The sequence below is a fragment of the Vibrio sp. 99-70-13A1 genome, assembly GCF_013114625.1.
Classification (GTDB): domain Bacteria; phylum Pseudomonadota; class Gammaproteobacteria; order Enterobacterales; family Vibrionaceae; genus Vibrio.
The window spans coordinates 35751-52668 of record NZ_VTXD01000035.1 but is presented as its reverse complement, the minus strand read 5'-3'; the positions used below and the strand labels follow the sequence as shown (position 1 = coordinate 52668).

Sequence of the window (16918 nt, the reverse complement as noted above, 5' to 3'; positions counted from 1 at the left end):
CTAGCATCTAGCATCTAGCATCTAGCATCTAGCATCTAGCATCTAGCATCTAGCATCTAGCATCTAGCATCTAGCATCTAGCATCTAGCATCTAGCATCTAGCAAGGGAAGTCTGCATACAAGTACTGGCAATGTTGATAACTTTCTTCCGGCTGTCTCTAATTACGTAAGCTTACGTCCAGTACACGCGCTTATGGTTCGTAGTTCAAGGTTCATAAAATACCTTTTATAAAACATAAACCTAAAAAATGGCAGCGAATAATCGCTGCCATTTTTATCATCACTTTTTAAAGTCGCTTTACTGAAGATAACTCATTCATCCACTGATGATTAGGATGTTACCATCTGTATAATAGTCATGTTCTTCATCCATCACCTCTTGCTGTACTAACTGCTGTTTTTCGATGCGGATGTCTGGGCGTTGTTGCTTGATTTGCTGCTCTAGCTTATCTCGCTCTTTGTCTACGTTAGGATCAATACTATGAAGAATAGTCATAATTCCAGAATATGACGTTAGTTTTAATCCGTCGTCATAGCTAATCGCACCTAGCCATAGTGGTTGTTTAGTTTCAGAGTCCACACCCACTCTCCACCAGCGTATATGGCTTCTTTTCATTAAAGTGCCAGGCAGTTGGAAAGCCATGTCTTGAGGTTTTTCTTGCCAATACAAATCAGAAACAGGTGGTGTTTGGCTTCTTAACAATGAAACATAACCGGCAAATTCAATTTCATTTCTAGAGAATGTTTTATTTTCTATCCAGCCAAGTGTATCCATTAATGGCTTGGGTGTTTCTCCGACATAACGAATGTTAATCGCTTGAGCATCATAGTATGCCGACTTCCCAGGAAACGCTTTATAGCTTAATTCGGTACTAATCCCTGGGGTATGAGTAACGCTATCTACAGCGGTATTGAAGTCATCCGAGTACCAGAAAAAATGAGCATAATTGCAATACACAATTGATGTGACTAATACGATGCTGACCTTTACAAATAGATAGCGCCAACGATATTTATAGCCAAGGATACCCATCAAGGTCACAAGTGTTAATGCTATCAAGGTAGTTTGATGTTCGACTACAAATACTTTTGCATCATTCAGTATCGGAAAGTGTTCAACACCATGCGCTAAAATCAAACCCCATATTATGAACTGCCCGCCACCCAGTATTAAACCAACGATGGAAAACACACTATAACTGCGCCACTTCACTTTATGAGAACCTGCGATAAAAGGCACAATCCAAGCGATAGGACCTAATAAGCGCGCAAACATGATGATATAATTGCCTCGCCTTGCCATCAAATAGCGACACCGAGCAATCAGGCGCTTTGTTTTCGGCTGAAATTGTATAATTTTCCGTTGGACTCGCTGCCCCCAATGTAAGCCGATAAGATAACTTAATTGGTCACCAACCAAACCACCTATCATGACGAATATTACCGCAGACCAAACGCCTTGATACAGCTGATAACCAGCAGCTATAAAAAACGGTTCGCCAGGAACAAATAGGTTGGGTCCAATTAGCGCATCAGCCAACGCACCCAGAAATAAACTGAACCCCTCAAACATAGTTCGTCCTATTATTACTGTTCGTTATAGTGACCGAACTTGTAGTCCATTTCGTTATTACGCATTTCACCAAAAAACATGCGTCTCACATTCGCTTTTAAATAGGTACTGCCCGTTTTTAGCACACCATCTTGATCTAACCTTCTAGGATCAAATCCAAATGTCATTTTTAAGAAGCGAAAACGCCATGTTTTACTGGCTCGCTTTACATAGTCACAGTCTTCACATAAAACGATTTCTTCATCAAAGCCACCAATTTCATCATGCGCACGTTTCGTTGAAAATATGCATGCTCCTATTGCGGTTGGGAATACGAATTGCGTAGTAAACAGACCGATATTAAAAAGGCCATATCCCATTTTGTGAACCAAAGGTAGGTCTTTAGAGCTCATATACACGCCAGCCACTTCTAACTTTCTTTCTACCAGTTCACCCAACGCTCTCGCTAAGAAATTCTTATTCAAGCTAACATCGGCATCGAGGAATAGAATTCGAGAATACTTAGCTAGTGATGCGCCGGTGTTACGACCTAAGCTGACACCGCGTGTTTCCATTTTATGTACCGTTAAAGACGGCAGAGCGCTTTCATAAGCCAGTGCGACTTCTCTAGTATTGTCTTCACTATTTGAATCGACCACTATCACTTCGAACTCTTGGTGTGTTTGCTGGCTAAGCTCTTCCATCAATCGTCCAATCCGTTTTTCTTCATTTAATGTAATGACTACAATGCTTACCGGTTCCATAACTTCACCTATCTATCTGTTCATTTAATGTAGGTGTAGATTAACGACACTAGCCTTAATGAATGCTTAGCAAAATGTTCATATTCCATTCACTAAACATACGTTTGACGCATCATGATAAATACCTTGAATCGATTTTGAGCTAGAGTTGTTCTAAGATTGGGCAAAATAACAGCAAACACTCTTTTAAAATGTGTGCTTAGAGATTTAACGCTCTACCACTCTTGCTCCATTTATCTGAGAGTGTTAGTATCCGCGCTCGCTCAGACAGGAACTTCTTGTGTGAGTTTTACTACACTGACAAGGTCGCATTGTCGTGTGAAATTAAAATTTTACTAATTTGAGAGTAAAACTATGAAATTTGAAGCAGTAGTACGTACTGAACTAGGTAAAGGTGCGAGCCGCCGCCTACGTCACACTGGTAAATTCCCAGCTGTAATTTACGGTGGTGAAGCAGCAGCAGTATCTATCGAACTTGTTCACTCTGACGTGATCAACCAAATGGATAAGCCTGAATTCTACGAAGTAATCACTCTTGTGATTGACGGCGCTGAAGTTAAGGTTAAGCCGCAAGACGTTCAACGTCACGCGTTCAAGCCTAAAGTTGAGCACATGGACTTCATCCGTATCTAATTCCCTACCAAGGAATAAAGATTGGATTAATCCAGCCTTCTGCATAGAAAAGATAAACGATCTTACCAGTCGTGAAATCTAGAAATTCGAAACCCCGATGCTACCAACATCGGGGTTTCACCGTTTTTGAGCCCTCAAAAACGTCTACGACCTCTCGCAATATACTGAAAATAATAAACTTCTCCTCCCTACCCCCACACACACTTTATCCCTATTTTTCTGGATGGATGAAAGGTGGCTTAAACAGTGACTTTCTCTAGTTAAAAACTTAGCCTGAGTTCAATAATAATTAATGCGTACCCGCCTAGTGGGACACTCAACACGATAAAATGGCGGAATAGACGGTCTAATTTGCTAAATATCTCAATTACTTATATAAAGTTTGAATACATCTACAAAATGGAACTTGCTATGACTTCACTTATTATTTTTATCGTCATCATTTTGCTTATCGCGGTGTTCGCAGTCAGCATTTACAACAAGCTAGTAACGCTACGTAATCGCTTTAAAAATAGCTTTGCTCAAATTGAGGTTCAGTTAAAACGTCGTTATGACCTTATCCCAAACCTTGTGAGCACCGCTAAAGGCTACATGGAACATGAAAAGGAAACGTTTGAGCGTGTGATTCAAGCTCGTAATCAAGCTATTTCAGGCTTGAAAGCAGCAAGTGACGCTCCAGAAAGCGGTGCTGCGATCAGCCAGCTGGCTCAAGCTGAAGGCATGTTACAAAGTGCCCTAGGCAAATTAAATGTGGTTGTTGAAGCTTATCCAGAACTAAAAGCCAATGAAACCATAAGCCAGCTACAAGAAGAGTTAACCAGTACAGAGAATAAAGTTGCCTTCGCTCGCCAAGCATTTAACGATTCTGTGACCAGTTACAATACGTACAAGCAAACTTTCCCACCGGTTATATTCGCTAATATGTTTGGTTTCCAAGACGGTAAATTACTTGAATTTGCAGATACTGAAGCCATTCAAGAAGCACCAAAGGTTGAGTTCTGATGAATTTTTTTGACCATCAAGATACCGCGCGTCAACGCACTGGGCTTTTGGTGTCTCTGTTCGCCTTAGCAGTCTTCATCATCACTGGTTTGGTCAGCGTGTTGTCGATTGGTATCTATTACAGTGTTACCGGCGAACCTTTTGATCAACAAACTGCTATTACCTACACACTACTGTGCTTTGCAGGTGTCATTTTAGTAGTAGCAATTAGTTCAATGATTCGTCTTTCCGAGCTATCTTCCAATGGTGGCAGAGGCGTCGCAGAAAGCATCGGGGGCAAACTCATTTCTTCAAATACGTCAGACGCAAAGCATAGGCAGTTACTAAACGTTGTTGAAGAAATGGCTATCGCTTCAGGGATTCCCGTTCCTCCTGTTTATATCATGCAGCAAGAACGTGGTATTAATGCATTTGCCGCAGGTATGAGCATTGATGATGCCGTTATTGGCGTAACACAAGGCGCGTTAGATAGCTTCACACGTGACGAGCTACAAGGTGTTATCGCCCATGAATTTAGCCATGTCTTTAATGGTGATATGCGCTTGAACACTCGGTTGATTGGCGTGCTATTCGGCATTACTTGTATCGCACATTTCGGTCACTTGGTCTTAGACAACACGCACCACACTAGACGTGCATCAAGAAGCTCTTCCGATTCAGATAAGGGTTTCATGGTAATCATGCTGATTGCTATTGCCTGTTTAATACTCGGTTGGGTCGGTACCTTATTTGGGTCCATGATTAAAGCGGCGATCTCTCGCCAGCGTGAGTTTTTAGCCGATGCGAGTGCCGTTCAGTTTACTCGCAATGACCAAGGTATTTCAGGAGCGCTGAAAAAGATTGGCGGTCACACATCAGGTTCTAGCTTGAATGCCAAAGCGAGCAGTCAAATGAGTCACATGATGTTTGGCCAAAGTAACCTGTCTGGCTTTAATGGTTTTTTTGCTACTCACCCGCCTCTTGAAGATCGAATTCGTCGTATCGAACCAAGCTGGGATGGCAGCTTTTCTCACAAGAATCAGAGCAATGGTTCAACCTTCGGTAATGAACAAGTGAGTGGGTTTACTTCTGATGCCGATTTTTCACCTCAGGAGACAGCCGCTACTTCCGCTGAATTATGTGAAACAGGTAAACAGCTTATCAGCCAATTACCTCAAGATTTGATAGACATTGCGCGTGAACCCTACAGTTCCCGCTTTATCGCTTTGCTACTGATCTTTGACGGCAGTGATATGCAGCGTGGGATGGTCAAAGGACACATTGCTATGGCGTCACACGCAAAGCTATTACCTTGGTTGGATTACGAATTACCACTGCACTTAAGGCTTCCTCTCCTAGAATTAGCCATTCCTGCTCTAAAATCGCTAAGCGAAGGGCAAAAGAACAGGCTTTGCCAAGTACTACGAGAGCTATCTCAAACAGATAACCATTACTCGTTAGGTGAATGGTGCGTGATTAACTTGTTGGAGAAGCAACTTATTGCACCATTTGGCTCTATTCGCCAAAACAAAACCTTTAAACAGCTTAAAGAAAGCGTGCATTGGTTACTGCGTGAATTGGCGTGGGTCACTCACTCTGACCGAGAAGCAGCGCAACGCGCATTTAATGAAGCCCTCACCTCTTTGGGGCTTGCAGAAGCGACATTGGAAGATGCCAACAACAACTGGCTATTGAGCCGAACAGCATTGGAATTGCTACTCCAACTGAAACCAAATCAAAGATACCAGTTCGTAAAGGCATGCCGCTTGGCTATTGAATCAGATGGAAAGATCACGGTTGCGGAGGGTGAGTTGTACCGAGTAGTTGCCTGTTTCCTTGAAGTACCAGAACCGCCGTTAACTATTTCAATATAAGCTGTTTCGATAAAAAATTGAGCACACAAACAACGCCAGCGACGACTCTCGCTGGCGATTTTATAATTATCAAATTATTAGATAAACAATTACCCCTTCTCACGTTAGACCTTTACTCACTAACATTTTGTTAATTTAGCTTTGACCTGATAAAAGTTATCGAACTTTGCACATCCAAATTTTTGTATCGCTAAGTAATCTAGATTCTCTAGTATGGCTTAAGCCTATAGCCTATAGCCTATAGCCTATAAGCGATTAGCGATTAATGATAGTTTGATAATTAGCTCAAGAAAGACTGTACTTAAGGGAGCGAGTTCAAACAGCCATTTTCTTTTGTCAGGCTAGTTGAATATACGTATAGGCATTCAATGCTATGGTTTAAGTTATTTTGATACCTCATTGTCAAATATGAACCCGTCGCACAGTTTAAATTAGGTTAGATTGCTGTTAATGATGATCTTAGCTAGTGTGCGGAAAAGTCACCCGCAGTATAAGGTTTCTGAGTTGTTTTCTATGTTAAAGCGTTCTAGCTTCAAATTAAGTGCATGTTTCGTTAGCCTCTCACTGCTTTCGGCATGTGGCGGCGATAGTACTTCCGGAAGTGGTGGTACGCCTGAGCCTGTCTCCCTGACACAAGATCAGCGTTATGACCTTCTCTATCGATCAACATTTGGTCCTCAACCTAACTCCTATCAAGAATTAGCAAGCTTAGGCTATATCACTTGGCTAGATAAACAGTTTTCCATGTCCCCTAGTTTGCACTCAACGCGCCTGAAAGATTATCCACTGGAAGAAGGCAGAGACAGCTACAACCAAGCGGATCGCGTAGCAGTTTGGTGGGATGTCAGCCTGAATGCGCCGGATCAATTACGACAGCGTGTCGCGTTTGCATTGAGTGAAATTTTCGTAATATCACGATATGGCGCCAGCTTGGGCGGTCGTTCACTGGAAATGACCGACTACTACGACATGCTCGTCACACATGCTTTTGGCAATTATCGAGACCTAATTGAATCAGTGACGCTTCATGCAGCAATGGGCGATTACCTATCAATGATGGCTAATCAAAAGGCTGATCCAGATAGTAATCGCTACCCTGATGAAAACTATGCACGTGAAGTCATGCAATTGTTTAGCATCGGACTTTATGAACTAAATTCTGATGGTACAGAGAGACATGACAGCCAAGGACAACTGATTCCAACGTATTCGCAAGATGACATAGAAAACCTTGCTCGTGTATTTACCGGTTGGCACATCACTGAAAAAGCTAATTCATCGTGGGGCTCTAAGGACGGAAACTGGTTCTTGCCAATGGTCGCTTATCCTGAACGTCATGATGATGAAGAAAAGGTGGTGATAGGCGAAGTATTTGCACAAGGACAAACTGCCGAGCAAGATATGGCGCAAGCGATGGATTTGTTGCTTAATCACCCGAATACCGGTCCGTTGATCAGTAAGCACCTTATACAAAGACTGGTTACTTCAAACCCTTCTCCAGCTTATGTTGGTCGAACTAGTGCACTATTTGCCGATAATGGTGAAGGTGTTAGAGGTGATCTTAAAGCCGTCATTCGTGGGATTCTAACGGACAGCGAAGCACTTAGCGGTGGTGATCGTTCGCCCGTTAAGATGAAAGAACCCTTGATAGCCATGACCAATTTTTTCCGCGCATTTGAAGCCAAATCAGCCGATCCTTCAGGGCGCTTCCATAACTCCATCGACATGTTTAGATCATATGGGCAGTCTCCACTTGGTTCGCCCAGCGTGTTCAATTTCTTCTCCCCAGATTACGCCCCAAATGGTGAAATCGCTGCCGCAAATGATGTTGCGCCAGAGTTTGAGATACTGAGCTGGAATAATTTCATTCTCACTAATAACCAACTTTGGAATGCAACGGGCAGAACAAATTACGAGGGTGAAGATAATCCTAAACGCATTGTCATAAATACAGCGCCTTTAGAGACTATCGCCAATGACCACACAGCATTGATCGAAGAACTTGAGAGACGTTTACTTTCTCAAAGAATGAGTGAGCCACTTAGATCCATCGTATTGGAAGCATTAGAAAGTCTTCGCGATACACAGCAAAGCTTAAAAGTCCGCAATGCACTTTATATTGTCGTGACGAGCCAAGAGTTCCACATTGAGGAGTTAGCCCAATGATTTCACGTCGTCAATTGTTAGCGGCTATGGCATCGACACCACTGGTTTCGATGATGGGTACCGGCTCGGCACATGCGCTGCCAAATAACGATTATAAAGCCCTGGTTTGTGTGTTTTTGTTTGGCGGGAATGATGGCTTTAATATGTTAATGCCCAACGATAATGCACACTATGATGAATACGCGGCGGCGCGTCCAGACATTGCTATTCCTCAAGCATCACTACTGCCTTTAGCATTGAATACAGGGTCTGACCTGACATTAGGTTTACACCCATCAATGGTTGATGTTCAAAGTCTGTTTGATAGTGGACACATGGTTGCCATTGCAAACAGCGGAGTCTTAATTGAACCTTCAACAAAAACGGGTTTAAAGGACGGAACGCATGCTATGCCACCCTTTTTGTTCTCTCACAATTCCCAACAAACTGAATGGCAACGCGGTTGGTCTGGGAGTACAACAACGTTAGGTTGGGCTGGGCGATTGATGGATGTACTTAGTAGCGAGACTGATGTAATTAGCCCAACTTTTAGCCTTAATGGATATGCTCAGTTACTGAACGGTAGCGACCATAGTGCGAACCTTATTAATGCATCCTCGTTGCCTAAAGTGAATGCCATCAATAACACTCAACGCCGAAAAAGCTTTGATCAGGTGATGAGTTTGTCTCCTTTAACAGCATTTGGGCGAGAGTTTGATCGCGTGAAGGGTGATTCAATTTCCATACGAGACACACTTGCAACGGCGATTGATTCCATACCGGAAGAAAGCCATTTTCCGGATATATCTTTAAGTCACCAGCTACATACGGTTGCGAGACTGATCAAATCGAGTGATCAACTAGGGCATCAAAGGCAAGTCTATTTTGTCGGACTAGGTGGCTTTGATACGCACGCTAACCAATTGAATGACCATGCAGAATTAATGAGCGCTTTGAGCCAATCGCTTGCCGCGTTCAATCAGTCAATGGAAGCATCAGGGCTGAGCGATAAAGTAACCACCATGACAATGTCTGATTTTGGTCGACGCTTAGCAAGCAATGGTTCAGGAACCGATCATGGTTGGGCAAGCAATCACCTTGTGATGGGTGGCGCACTCAATGGCCGACAGCTATACGGACAGTGGCCATCGCTAATCCTTGATGGGGAAAATGATTTCAATAAAGGACGGATGATTCCGACGACTTCCGTCGAGCAAATTGGTGCGACAATAGCGAAATGGATGGGAGTGAGAACGGATAGTGCAATGGATTACATCTTTCCAAACTTAGCTAATTTCTCGGTACAAGATTTAGGGTTCTTGAAATAATAGAGATTGAAATTTCACCCGAATCACAGCTTTGAAAGCACTTTTAGATTTATCTATCGAGCAATTACAGCCCTGCTCTACTGACATAACCACTCGTATCAGAGTAGTACTGAACTGCTCTGATTACTCTGGCATCTAAAGTGTTCTAGCGGTTCTAGCGGTTCTAGCGGTTCTAGCATCAGAAACAGCTCTCACTCTTCAATGTAATCATATAGAAATCGGTTTATTGTCATTATCCCAAAAACACAAAAAGGTCTCGCACACGTGAGACCTTGGTTTTATTTATCAATGTCACTGCTCATCTACACTTTCCGCTCAGCTCTAATCTCTCATATGTCATCTTTCATCTTTCATGTCTGGTATCTGATATCTAATGAGCAGGATATACATTTCAAATCCGGCTTTATGAACCTTGATTATCAGGCTTTGTATTGTGTTCAAAATAGCCATTCAAATTTGTGATACTAGGCTTTTAAACCGGACTTTTGTCCTGAAACTTTTCCTACTCTTCTAATTATGATTGCTCCATTAGAACGAACAAGGAAACTAATATGACAGCTCACATCGCAGGTTCTGTGGAAGATTTTGCTTCTACCGTCATTATGCCGGGCGACCCACTACGTGCAAAATACATCGCTGAAACTTACCTTGAAGACGCTAAGTTGGTGACAGATATCCGTAACATGCTCGGATATACCGGTTACTACAAAGGTCGGCGAATTTCAGTAATGGGCCACGGTATGGGTATTCCATCCATGGTGCTTTACGGACACGAATTAATTAATGATTTCAACGTGAAACGTATTATTCGTATTGGCAGTGTGGGGGCTACACAAAAAGACGTGCACATGCGTGATGTAATTCTGGCTCAAGCGGCTGGTACCGATTCGCCAACGAATGCAAAGCGCAGTAGTGGTTACCATATGGCGACATCTGCAAGCTTTGAATTACTACATAACGCGTATATGTCGGCGAAAGAGAAGAACATTGATGTCAAAGTTGGCAACGTGTTTACTGGCGATCTTTACTACGATCCAGATGAAGATTTGATCCCTGCCCTAGAACGTTTTGGCGTATTAGGTGTAGATATGGAAGTGGCTGGTTTGTACGGGCTAGCCCACCAATTTGGTATCGAGTCTTTAGCGATTTTAACCGTATCTGACCACTGCATAACGGGCGAAGAAACCACTGCAGAAGAACGTCAACTTTCATTCAATAACATGATTGAGATAGCGTTAGAAACTGCAATTAAAGCCTAACCCTACATTGAGAGCCAACAGATTTGGCTCTCCATTATTCTAATAACATCTTACCCTATGAGCCCTTGGAGTAATCAATGAACAACAAAATGATACTCACTGCAATAAGCTTTCTTGCCAACTTCATTATGGCAGGTTTTGCGACCCAATTTGGCATGCTAGTTGAGCCAATTGCTAATGCTTTCAATGCCAACATTAACGAAGTGGCATCGATTTTCTCACTATTAAATGGCGGCGCACTCGCGGGTACCATTGCTGCTTTCTTCCTAATAGAAAAAGTTGGCATCAAACGCATGACCGTGCTTTGTTACGGCGCAATCGCTGTGTCTGCTTTTAGCCTGTACATAGCACCTTCATTATTTATCGTAATGCTATGCATGACTGTGATCGGCTTCTGTGGCGGTGTAGGTCTTTGTATCGCGGGCACCCTAGTTGTTGCACTGTGGAAAGAAAAAATCCAGAGCACCATGTTGGTAGTACAAGACGCGACCTTTAACATTGCAGGTGTGGTGTTCCCAATGATCACCACTTATGTACTCACGAACTCAATGAACTGGAGTATCAGTTACCTAAGCGTAGGTATTGTGGCATTGGCAACCATGTTTGTTGCACTGCTGACTAATTTTAACCAATGCAATGGTGAGAATGGCGCTGAACAAGAAGTTAAATCAGAGTGGAACTTCGGTATTATCAGCGGTGGTGTCGGTCTATTTCTAGGTATGTTGGCATTGTATACCTTCCTAACGTGGGCACCTATATTCGTAAAAGAGAAGTTCGATATCCCATTTGAGCAAGCGGGTAACATCATCACACAGTATTGGTCAGCTGCGCTGATTGGTGCATTAATTTCGACCGTGATCGTATCTCGCATGAAGATTCAATACTTTCTATTGACGATAATTTCACTGGCAATGATTGTCACCAGCGTTATCGTGACGACGGGTAAGTTAGAATGGTTATCCTATCTGACCTATGGTTACGGATTCGCTTGTGCCGCGTTGTACAACGCATTTATCGCTTATGGTGTGTCTTTTGTACGCAATGCAACCAGTAAAAACGTTTCTTACATTCTGATCAGTGGTAGCGCAGGTGCGATGTTTAGCCCAGCAATCAGCTCTGTAATGAAAAGCATTGTTGGCTTGCAAACGGTCATGTATGCGATACCTGTTATTTACGCAGTGGTTCTCGTGATGTTGGTTTTTTCAATGAAATACAAACCAGCAGTTGCGAATCAAACGCAAGCGGCATAACCCGCCATAATTCAGCTTGTTAAAAGAGAAAGGTCTACACGTTGTAGACCTTTACTTAAATCGCTCTAATAATCTTTCACTGCTTTTTAGAAGCTATTACGACTTCTTTTCTCTTTTCTCTACAATCTTGCACTAGTCTTCTACGAACTTCCGCAAACCATCTAAATCTAGGATGCGAAAACCATGTTTTTCTTTAGCAATAAATCCTTTTGCCTCAAGATCTTTTACTGCACGCCTGTAAACACGATCAGATGTGGCAAATCGCTCCGCTTCAAGGTAGTTCTTTTGAAAGCCATCAACAGGAAGATCATTTAGATACTGATGGTAAATGTCATACGCCACATTGACGCTGATAGGATGAAGCAACCTTCGAGAAAGGATCTCCACTGTGTCTTGATAATCAATCGCGATAGCACTGGCGAAATAAAGTGAGATACGTGGTTGTTCTAGCAAACAACGCTGCAACTTTTGTGAGTCGATGATCGCCACTTCAACGGGTTCAATGGGTACTATGTCCATCTGGCAGCGATAGCCAGTAAAAAACTCCATCTCTCCGAATACTTGCTGTTCACACTCTAGTGTTCCAAGCAAAAATGTCTTGCCATTGCGAGCTGTCACGCCCATAGAGATTCTGCCCGATTCAACAAGGTAAAGATTATCGACATGCTCACCTTGAGTCAGGAGCTTTTCGTTCTCATCGAAAATACGACGTGTGCAGATACAATCACGAATAGCCTGTTCAATCAGCTGTTTATCTTCTTTCCATTCTGCTTCGAAACGTCCTTTACCTAAGGTTTGTAATTGCATTTATTTTCCATGAAAACTGAGTTCAGCATACCTCGCACATGCTACCACAATATGCTGTTACTACTGATAAAAGAGATAGTAGGTACTGCTTTGAAAGCTCACTCACTTGGTTTGCCGCACCTATTAATAGATTCATTAGGCATGGCACTAACGCTACCAAAACCTGCAAATACCAGAGTGCAATGTATCCAGAAAAAAACGGGAGCAGATGTCCACTATTAAATAACATCAAGAACGCAAAAAGCACTGTTCGATGGTCTTTCTCAGGGTCTTTTAAGTCGAGCAATTTCTCGCTGAACGTTACTTTATTACACCTGAAATGAATGACCTATAAATCCCTTGATAAATACTGTCTACACTTTCTTATACTAGTAGCCGTACTCTACGACTAATGTCTAACCACCTGAGACTATTTGTTTTTTTTGGTTTGATATAAGGTACTAGCAAATGAATTTTAATCATTATTTTTAATAACAGGTTGATTGGCTCTTTTAATTTAATAGTAAATTTCAAGAGTTTCATAGAAAGAACGTCTGTTGGAAAAACACGCCTTAGAGTGTGAACGAAAGGAATCAAAATGAGCAGTACTTTAGAGTCCGTACATATACAAGCAGATAAGCCTCAAGCCAATGAGGATGAACTCACTTATGAACAACAACATAAACCAAGCTCGGAATTTGATTCCCGAGAACAGTATTTAGAACACGAATTACAAATCATGGCGCCTAAACGCTGGCGTCCCAATTTGCCGTTTAAAGACTATCGATTTGAGATAGAAGATACCATCCCAGCGATGGCAGCGACCATTGGTAAAATTGTTATGGTGGGCGCCATTGCAGCCACCTTTGCCGGGGCTCTTGGGCTAAATGAAGGCTTCATTTTAGAAAATGTTCGTTATGAGTTACTCATCGCCTCTGTTTTCATTATTCTTTTTTCTGGTTTTTTATTGCCTACCGCTAACCTCGCAGGTACACACGGCCCACTCATCCCATTAATCCCTATTGTGGTTGCAGCAGGCGGACACCCTATGGCTTTTGGGTTGCTGATTGGCGCTTTTGGCTTAATCTTAGCCATCAGTAAAGGTGGCAGCATGTTGGCTAACCTCACCAGTAAAGGCGTGTGTGGCGGTTTACTACTTTACCTTGGCTTTGTTGGAACCGCTTCTCAAGTTAAAAAGCTGTTCGCTTGGGCTGAGGGAATAGGCATGAGTCATATTGCTTTTGTCGTGATCTTTTGCACCATTATTTTATACGCTTTATTGGAACACTTTCGTAAGCGTTGGCTAGCTGTACCTCTTAGCTGTTTGCTGGGTGGTACGTTAGCTTTTGCCATGGGCGCCCCGTTTTCTTTCCAAACCGAGCCAGGTTTACCCAATATGAACCCTATGTATTGGTGGGGAGAAGATACAGGCTGGATGCTGGGCTTACCTACGATTGAACATTTCATGGTGGTATTGCCCTTCGCTATTTTAGCCGTAGCTATGTGGTCGCCAGATTTCTTAGGGCATCAAGTGTTTCAAAAAATCAGCTATCCAAAACGTACAGAAAAGGTACATATGAACATTGACGATACCATGACCACAGCGTCAATTCGTCAAACGTTCGGCTCTCTGCTTGGTGGTACTAATTTTACTTCTTCATGGGGTACTTATATCGTACCTGCGGCAATTGCTAAGCGCCCTATTCCTGCCGGCGCTTTGCTGACAGCTTTATTCTGTATTATCGCTGCGGTTTGGGGCTACCCAATGGATCTAGCTATATGGCAACCTGTACTGTGTGTTGCGCTAATTGTTGGGGTATTTGTTCCATTGCTAGAAGCTGGGATGGAAATGACGCGTGAAGGGAAAACCACACAGTCGGCAGCGATTGTTGTATTTTCTTCAGCGCTCGTTAACCCAGCATTTGGCTGGGCTCTCACCATGCTGTTAGATAACTTAGGCTTAGTCGGTTGTAAAGAACGTAGCAGTGAACTGAGTAGAATGAGCCGTTGGGTATTACCTGGCATTATGTTTATTGTGCTGAGTGGTGTGATGGCGTTGGTTGGTCTTCTGCCAGGGATACCGGCGATTATCCCGAGTTTTCGTTAACCTTTAAATAAGAGCTATTGAATGCTCGATCCTTTCTCTTATTAAGTTTAATTACGTTGTAAGGTGACGTTTTATTAAGTCACCTTATTACCCAATTGCTCTCAGTTCAGTTAAAAGCCATAGATTTAAAGCAACTTGGCAGCCCAGCATTTACCTTAGTTGGGCTCAATTTTTCCCTAAAGTTTGTTAGATAGGGGAAAGAAGTTGTAGAAGTAACGAACAAAGAAAGGTAAGCAGCTATATCGGCTCTGATGAGATATAACTGCTTCTTATGTTGAGAGGATAACGCTATTTCACTTCGTATCTAAGTAGAACTTCATTATCTAAAACAACATTTGTTGACCAAATGAAGCTCGCTCCAGCACCACTGAATTTCTCAATAAAATTCATGTAAGATTTCTTGTTATTCACACCAATTTCATCTTCTGAGTATTCAGTTGCTCGCGGCCATGAAACTGCGTCAAAATCTTTTGCCATCCAGTTACTTGGAGTTTCCCAGTGAGCTGCATAAGCATTTTCACCGTTATCTGTACCTTGTGTTGTACAGTTCTCCGATAATCGCTTACCACCAACTTCACTCAGGCAACTTAAATCATAGATTGGTGCAGTATAAAATGTTTGAGCTTGCCAATCAGAATCTGTCACAGTACCGTCACTAAAGCTGGCGATAAAGCCACCATCACCTGGGTGGAATGCCTTACCACGGTTGTCTTCTGTACCTAAACCTAAGTTTTCTTCCCAATCAATTACTTTTACAGCAATAGTGTATGGCTTATTTACTTTGAATTTTACAATACTAGAGTTAAACGGTGTGAAAGGTACAGTGTCTACTGCAACGAGCTGGCCATTAATATATAGCTCGAAATAGTTGTCAGCAAAGATGTAACCAGTAATCTCTTCACCATCAGGATCAATAACAGCTACAGGCACAGAGGCTTCATCCACATCGGCTATGCTTTCGGGTGTGATGTTGGCGCACTCTTCATAAAGATCGACCGCTTTTGGCGCAGTTGTAAAATGGTTTTGAGCAGGGACTGTCCACACTTTTCCATCAGCGTCAGCAATTTCACCGATGCCTGCAACACGGCTTCGACCATTCGCACACTCAAAAAGGTTTACTTCTACTGTTTTTGCAAGACCTTGGGTAATGCTAGCTGAGCCTTTGTAATCACTAATTGCTCCAGTTACTGTTAGGTCGGAGGATGGAGAGCAGCCAGCCAGCAGCAAGGCGATAGACGAAAGAGCGAAAACTTGATTGTTTGTAGTACCCATCAATAAAAATCCAGTAGCAAGTATGAAGTTTAAGTGTAGTTTTCAGCCTCAACAAATCAATATGTTGAGCTACATAAATAGTTGACGCATATATTAGGCTATGTACTGTAAATTAACGTAAGCGATGTGCAATTTTCAGTAAATGAGCTTCTAGTCCGAGCTTTCATATCTAGTCCCTCATAACTCATAAATGTCCAAAGGTGTGCTAGCGGGCGTGTAATACAGAAATGCCCAGAAACTTACTTCGTATGCATATTCGAGATGATAAGAACACTTACAATCGATAAATAGAAAACGTCGATATTCAGTTGTTCTTTTACCAAGCTTTCGAACAAAACGATGCTTGTTGTACTGTAACTCCACAAGGAAAGCCAGCCCACTCATCTGATTGAGCAATTTCGAGCTAAGCACCACAAAACCATGAATAACTAAAAGCTATATCCGTTATTCCATTAGCGAGTTTATCTATCCGCTATGCTAGTGCTTATGTTTAGGTTAATAATTACCCTAAAGGTAATTGTGTTCAGTGATGGGTAAATGATGAAATATGATGCTGTTAAGTTAGGTTTTATCGCTGCTGCGATGATGAATATTGGTGGAGTACTTACCTTCTCTCGTGGATTTAATAATCCGGTAATTAATGAGTTTGACCCTATAGTTATGTCAAACTTTGGCTTATTGATGATCGTTGTATGGGGTTTTGCTTATCTTGGAGCTGCCTCAATTACATCTGGTGTTAAATGGTTAGCTGGCGCATTTACTATCGAGAAGCTTGTATATGTGCTTGCTTGGTTACAGTGGTTTAAAGATAACAGCCTTAATACTGTTTATGAACAAGACCTATTTGCTGGCATTTTTTACAGCATTTATGGATTAAATGACTTCGTGTTTATGTTGTTCTTCGCTTGGGTTTTCCTAACTCAATGTAAGCCTTCAAACCAATAGCGTTGAGGTTTTGGTTCTTGCT

13 protein-coding genes are annotated in these 16918 nt (G+C 42.3%); 9 read left to right on the top strand and 4 right to left on the bottom strand.

Going from position 1 to position 16918, the window contains the following annotated elements:
* Positions 1–316: 316 nt before the first annotated feature.
* Positions 317–1573, bottom strand: coding sequence for an LssY C-terminal domain-containing protein (locus F0226_RS18475; RefSeq protein ID WP_171737017.1), 1257 nt, complete (start codon positions 1571–1573; stop codon positions 317–319).
* Positions 1574–1587: 14 nt separating this feature from the next.
* A complete protein-coding gene (locus tag F0226_RS18470; protein ID WP_171737016.1) occupies positions 1588–2316 on the bottom strand; it encodes a glycosyltransferase in 729 nt (242 codons plus the stop codon).
* 354 nt (positions 2317–2670) lie between these two features.
* Here F0226_RS18470 and rplY point away from each other — a divergent pair, with 354 nt between their 5' ends.
* The 7 genes from rplY to tsgA all read left to right on the top strand — a co-directional run bounded on the left by rplY (position 2671) and on the right by tsgA (position 11786).
* Entirely contained in the window at positions 2671–2949 is a 279-nt protein-coding gene (rplY, locus tag F0226_RS18465; RefSeq protein WP_171737015.1) for a 50S ribosomal protein L25, read from the top strand.
* Positions 2950–3360: 411 nt separating this feature from the next.
* Positions 3361–3951 carry a LemA family protein gene (locus tag F0226_RS18460; RefSeq protein ID WP_171737014.1) on the top strand — a complete coding sequence of 197 codons (591 nt, stop codon included), beginning with the start codon at positions 3361–3363 and terminating at the stop codon, positions 3949–3951.
* On the top strand, positions 3951–5804 hold the full coding sequence (locus F0226_RS18455) for a M48 family metallopeptidase (protein ID WP_171737013.1): 1854 nt from the start codon (positions 3951–3953) through the stop codon (positions 5802–5804). The genes F0226_RS18460 and F0226_RS18455 overlap by 1 nt, the downstream gene beginning before the upstream one ends.
* Before the next feature lie 513 nt (positions 5805–6317).
* On the top strand, positions 6318–7970 hold the full coding sequence (locus tag F0226_RS18450; protein WP_253820859.1) for a DUF1800 domain-containing protein: 1653 nt from the start codon (positions 6318–6320) through the stop codon (positions 7968–7970).
* The gene (locus tag F0226_RS18445) at positions 7967–9277 is read left to right on the top strand and encodes a DUF1501 domain-containing protein (protein WP_171737011.1); all 1311 of its coding nucleotides are present in this window, start codon (positions 7967–7969) and stop codon (positions 9275–9277) included. Before F0226_RS18450 ends, F0226_RS18445 begins: the two co-directional genes overlap by 4 nt.
* Positions 9278–9828: 551 nt before the next feature.
* Positions 9829–10536 (top strand): purine-nucleoside phosphorylase, encoded by a 708-nt coding sequence (gene deoD / locus F0226_RS18440; protein ID WP_171737010.1) that lies wholly within the window; start codon positions 9829–9831, stop codon positions 10534–10536.
* A gap of 77 nt (positions 10537–10613) precedes the next feature.
* On the top strand, positions 10614–11786 hold the full coding sequence (gene tsgA / locus F0226_RS18435; protein WP_171737009.1) for an MFS transporter TsgA: 1173 nt from the start codon (positions 10614–10616) through the stop codon (positions 11784–11786).
* Positions 11787–11918: 132 nt separating this feature from the next.
* On the opposite strand, the gene F0226_RS18430 is transcribed toward tsgA, so the two are convergent.
* Complete coding sequence (locus tag F0226_RS18430; RefSeq protein ID WP_171737008.1) at positions 11919–12593, bottom strand: Crp/Fnr family transcriptional regulator; 675 nt, start codon at positions 12591–12593, stop codon at positions 11919–11921.
* 577 nt (positions 12594–13170) lie between these two features.
* Here F0226_RS18430 and F0226_RS18425 point away from each other — a divergent pair.
* Positions 13171–14679 carry a DUF3360 domain-containing protein gene (locus F0226_RS18425; protein ID WP_171737007.1) on the top strand — a complete coding sequence of 503 codons (1509 nt, stop codon included), beginning with the start codon at positions 13171–13173 and terminating at the stop codon, positions 14677–14679.
* Positions 14680–14967: 288 nt separating this feature from the next.
* Here the strand turns inward: F0226_RS18425 and F0226_RS18420 are convergent, their stop codons facing one another.
* Positions 14968–15951, bottom strand: a complete 984-nt coding sequence (locus F0226_RS18420) for a hypothetical protein (protein WP_171737006.1) — start codon at positions 15949–15951, stop codon at positions 14968–14970.
* A 537-nt stretch (positions 15952–16488) separates the two neighbouring features.
* Between F0226_RS18420 and F0226_RS18415 the strand changes: the two genes are divergently transcribed.
* Positions 16489–16896: a hypothetical protein gene (locus tag F0226_RS18415; protein WP_253820858.1), complete on the top strand. Its 408-nt coding sequence runs from the start codon at positions 16489–16491 to the stop codon at positions 16894–16896.
* The last annotated feature ends 22 nt before the right edge of the window (positions 16897–16918 follow it).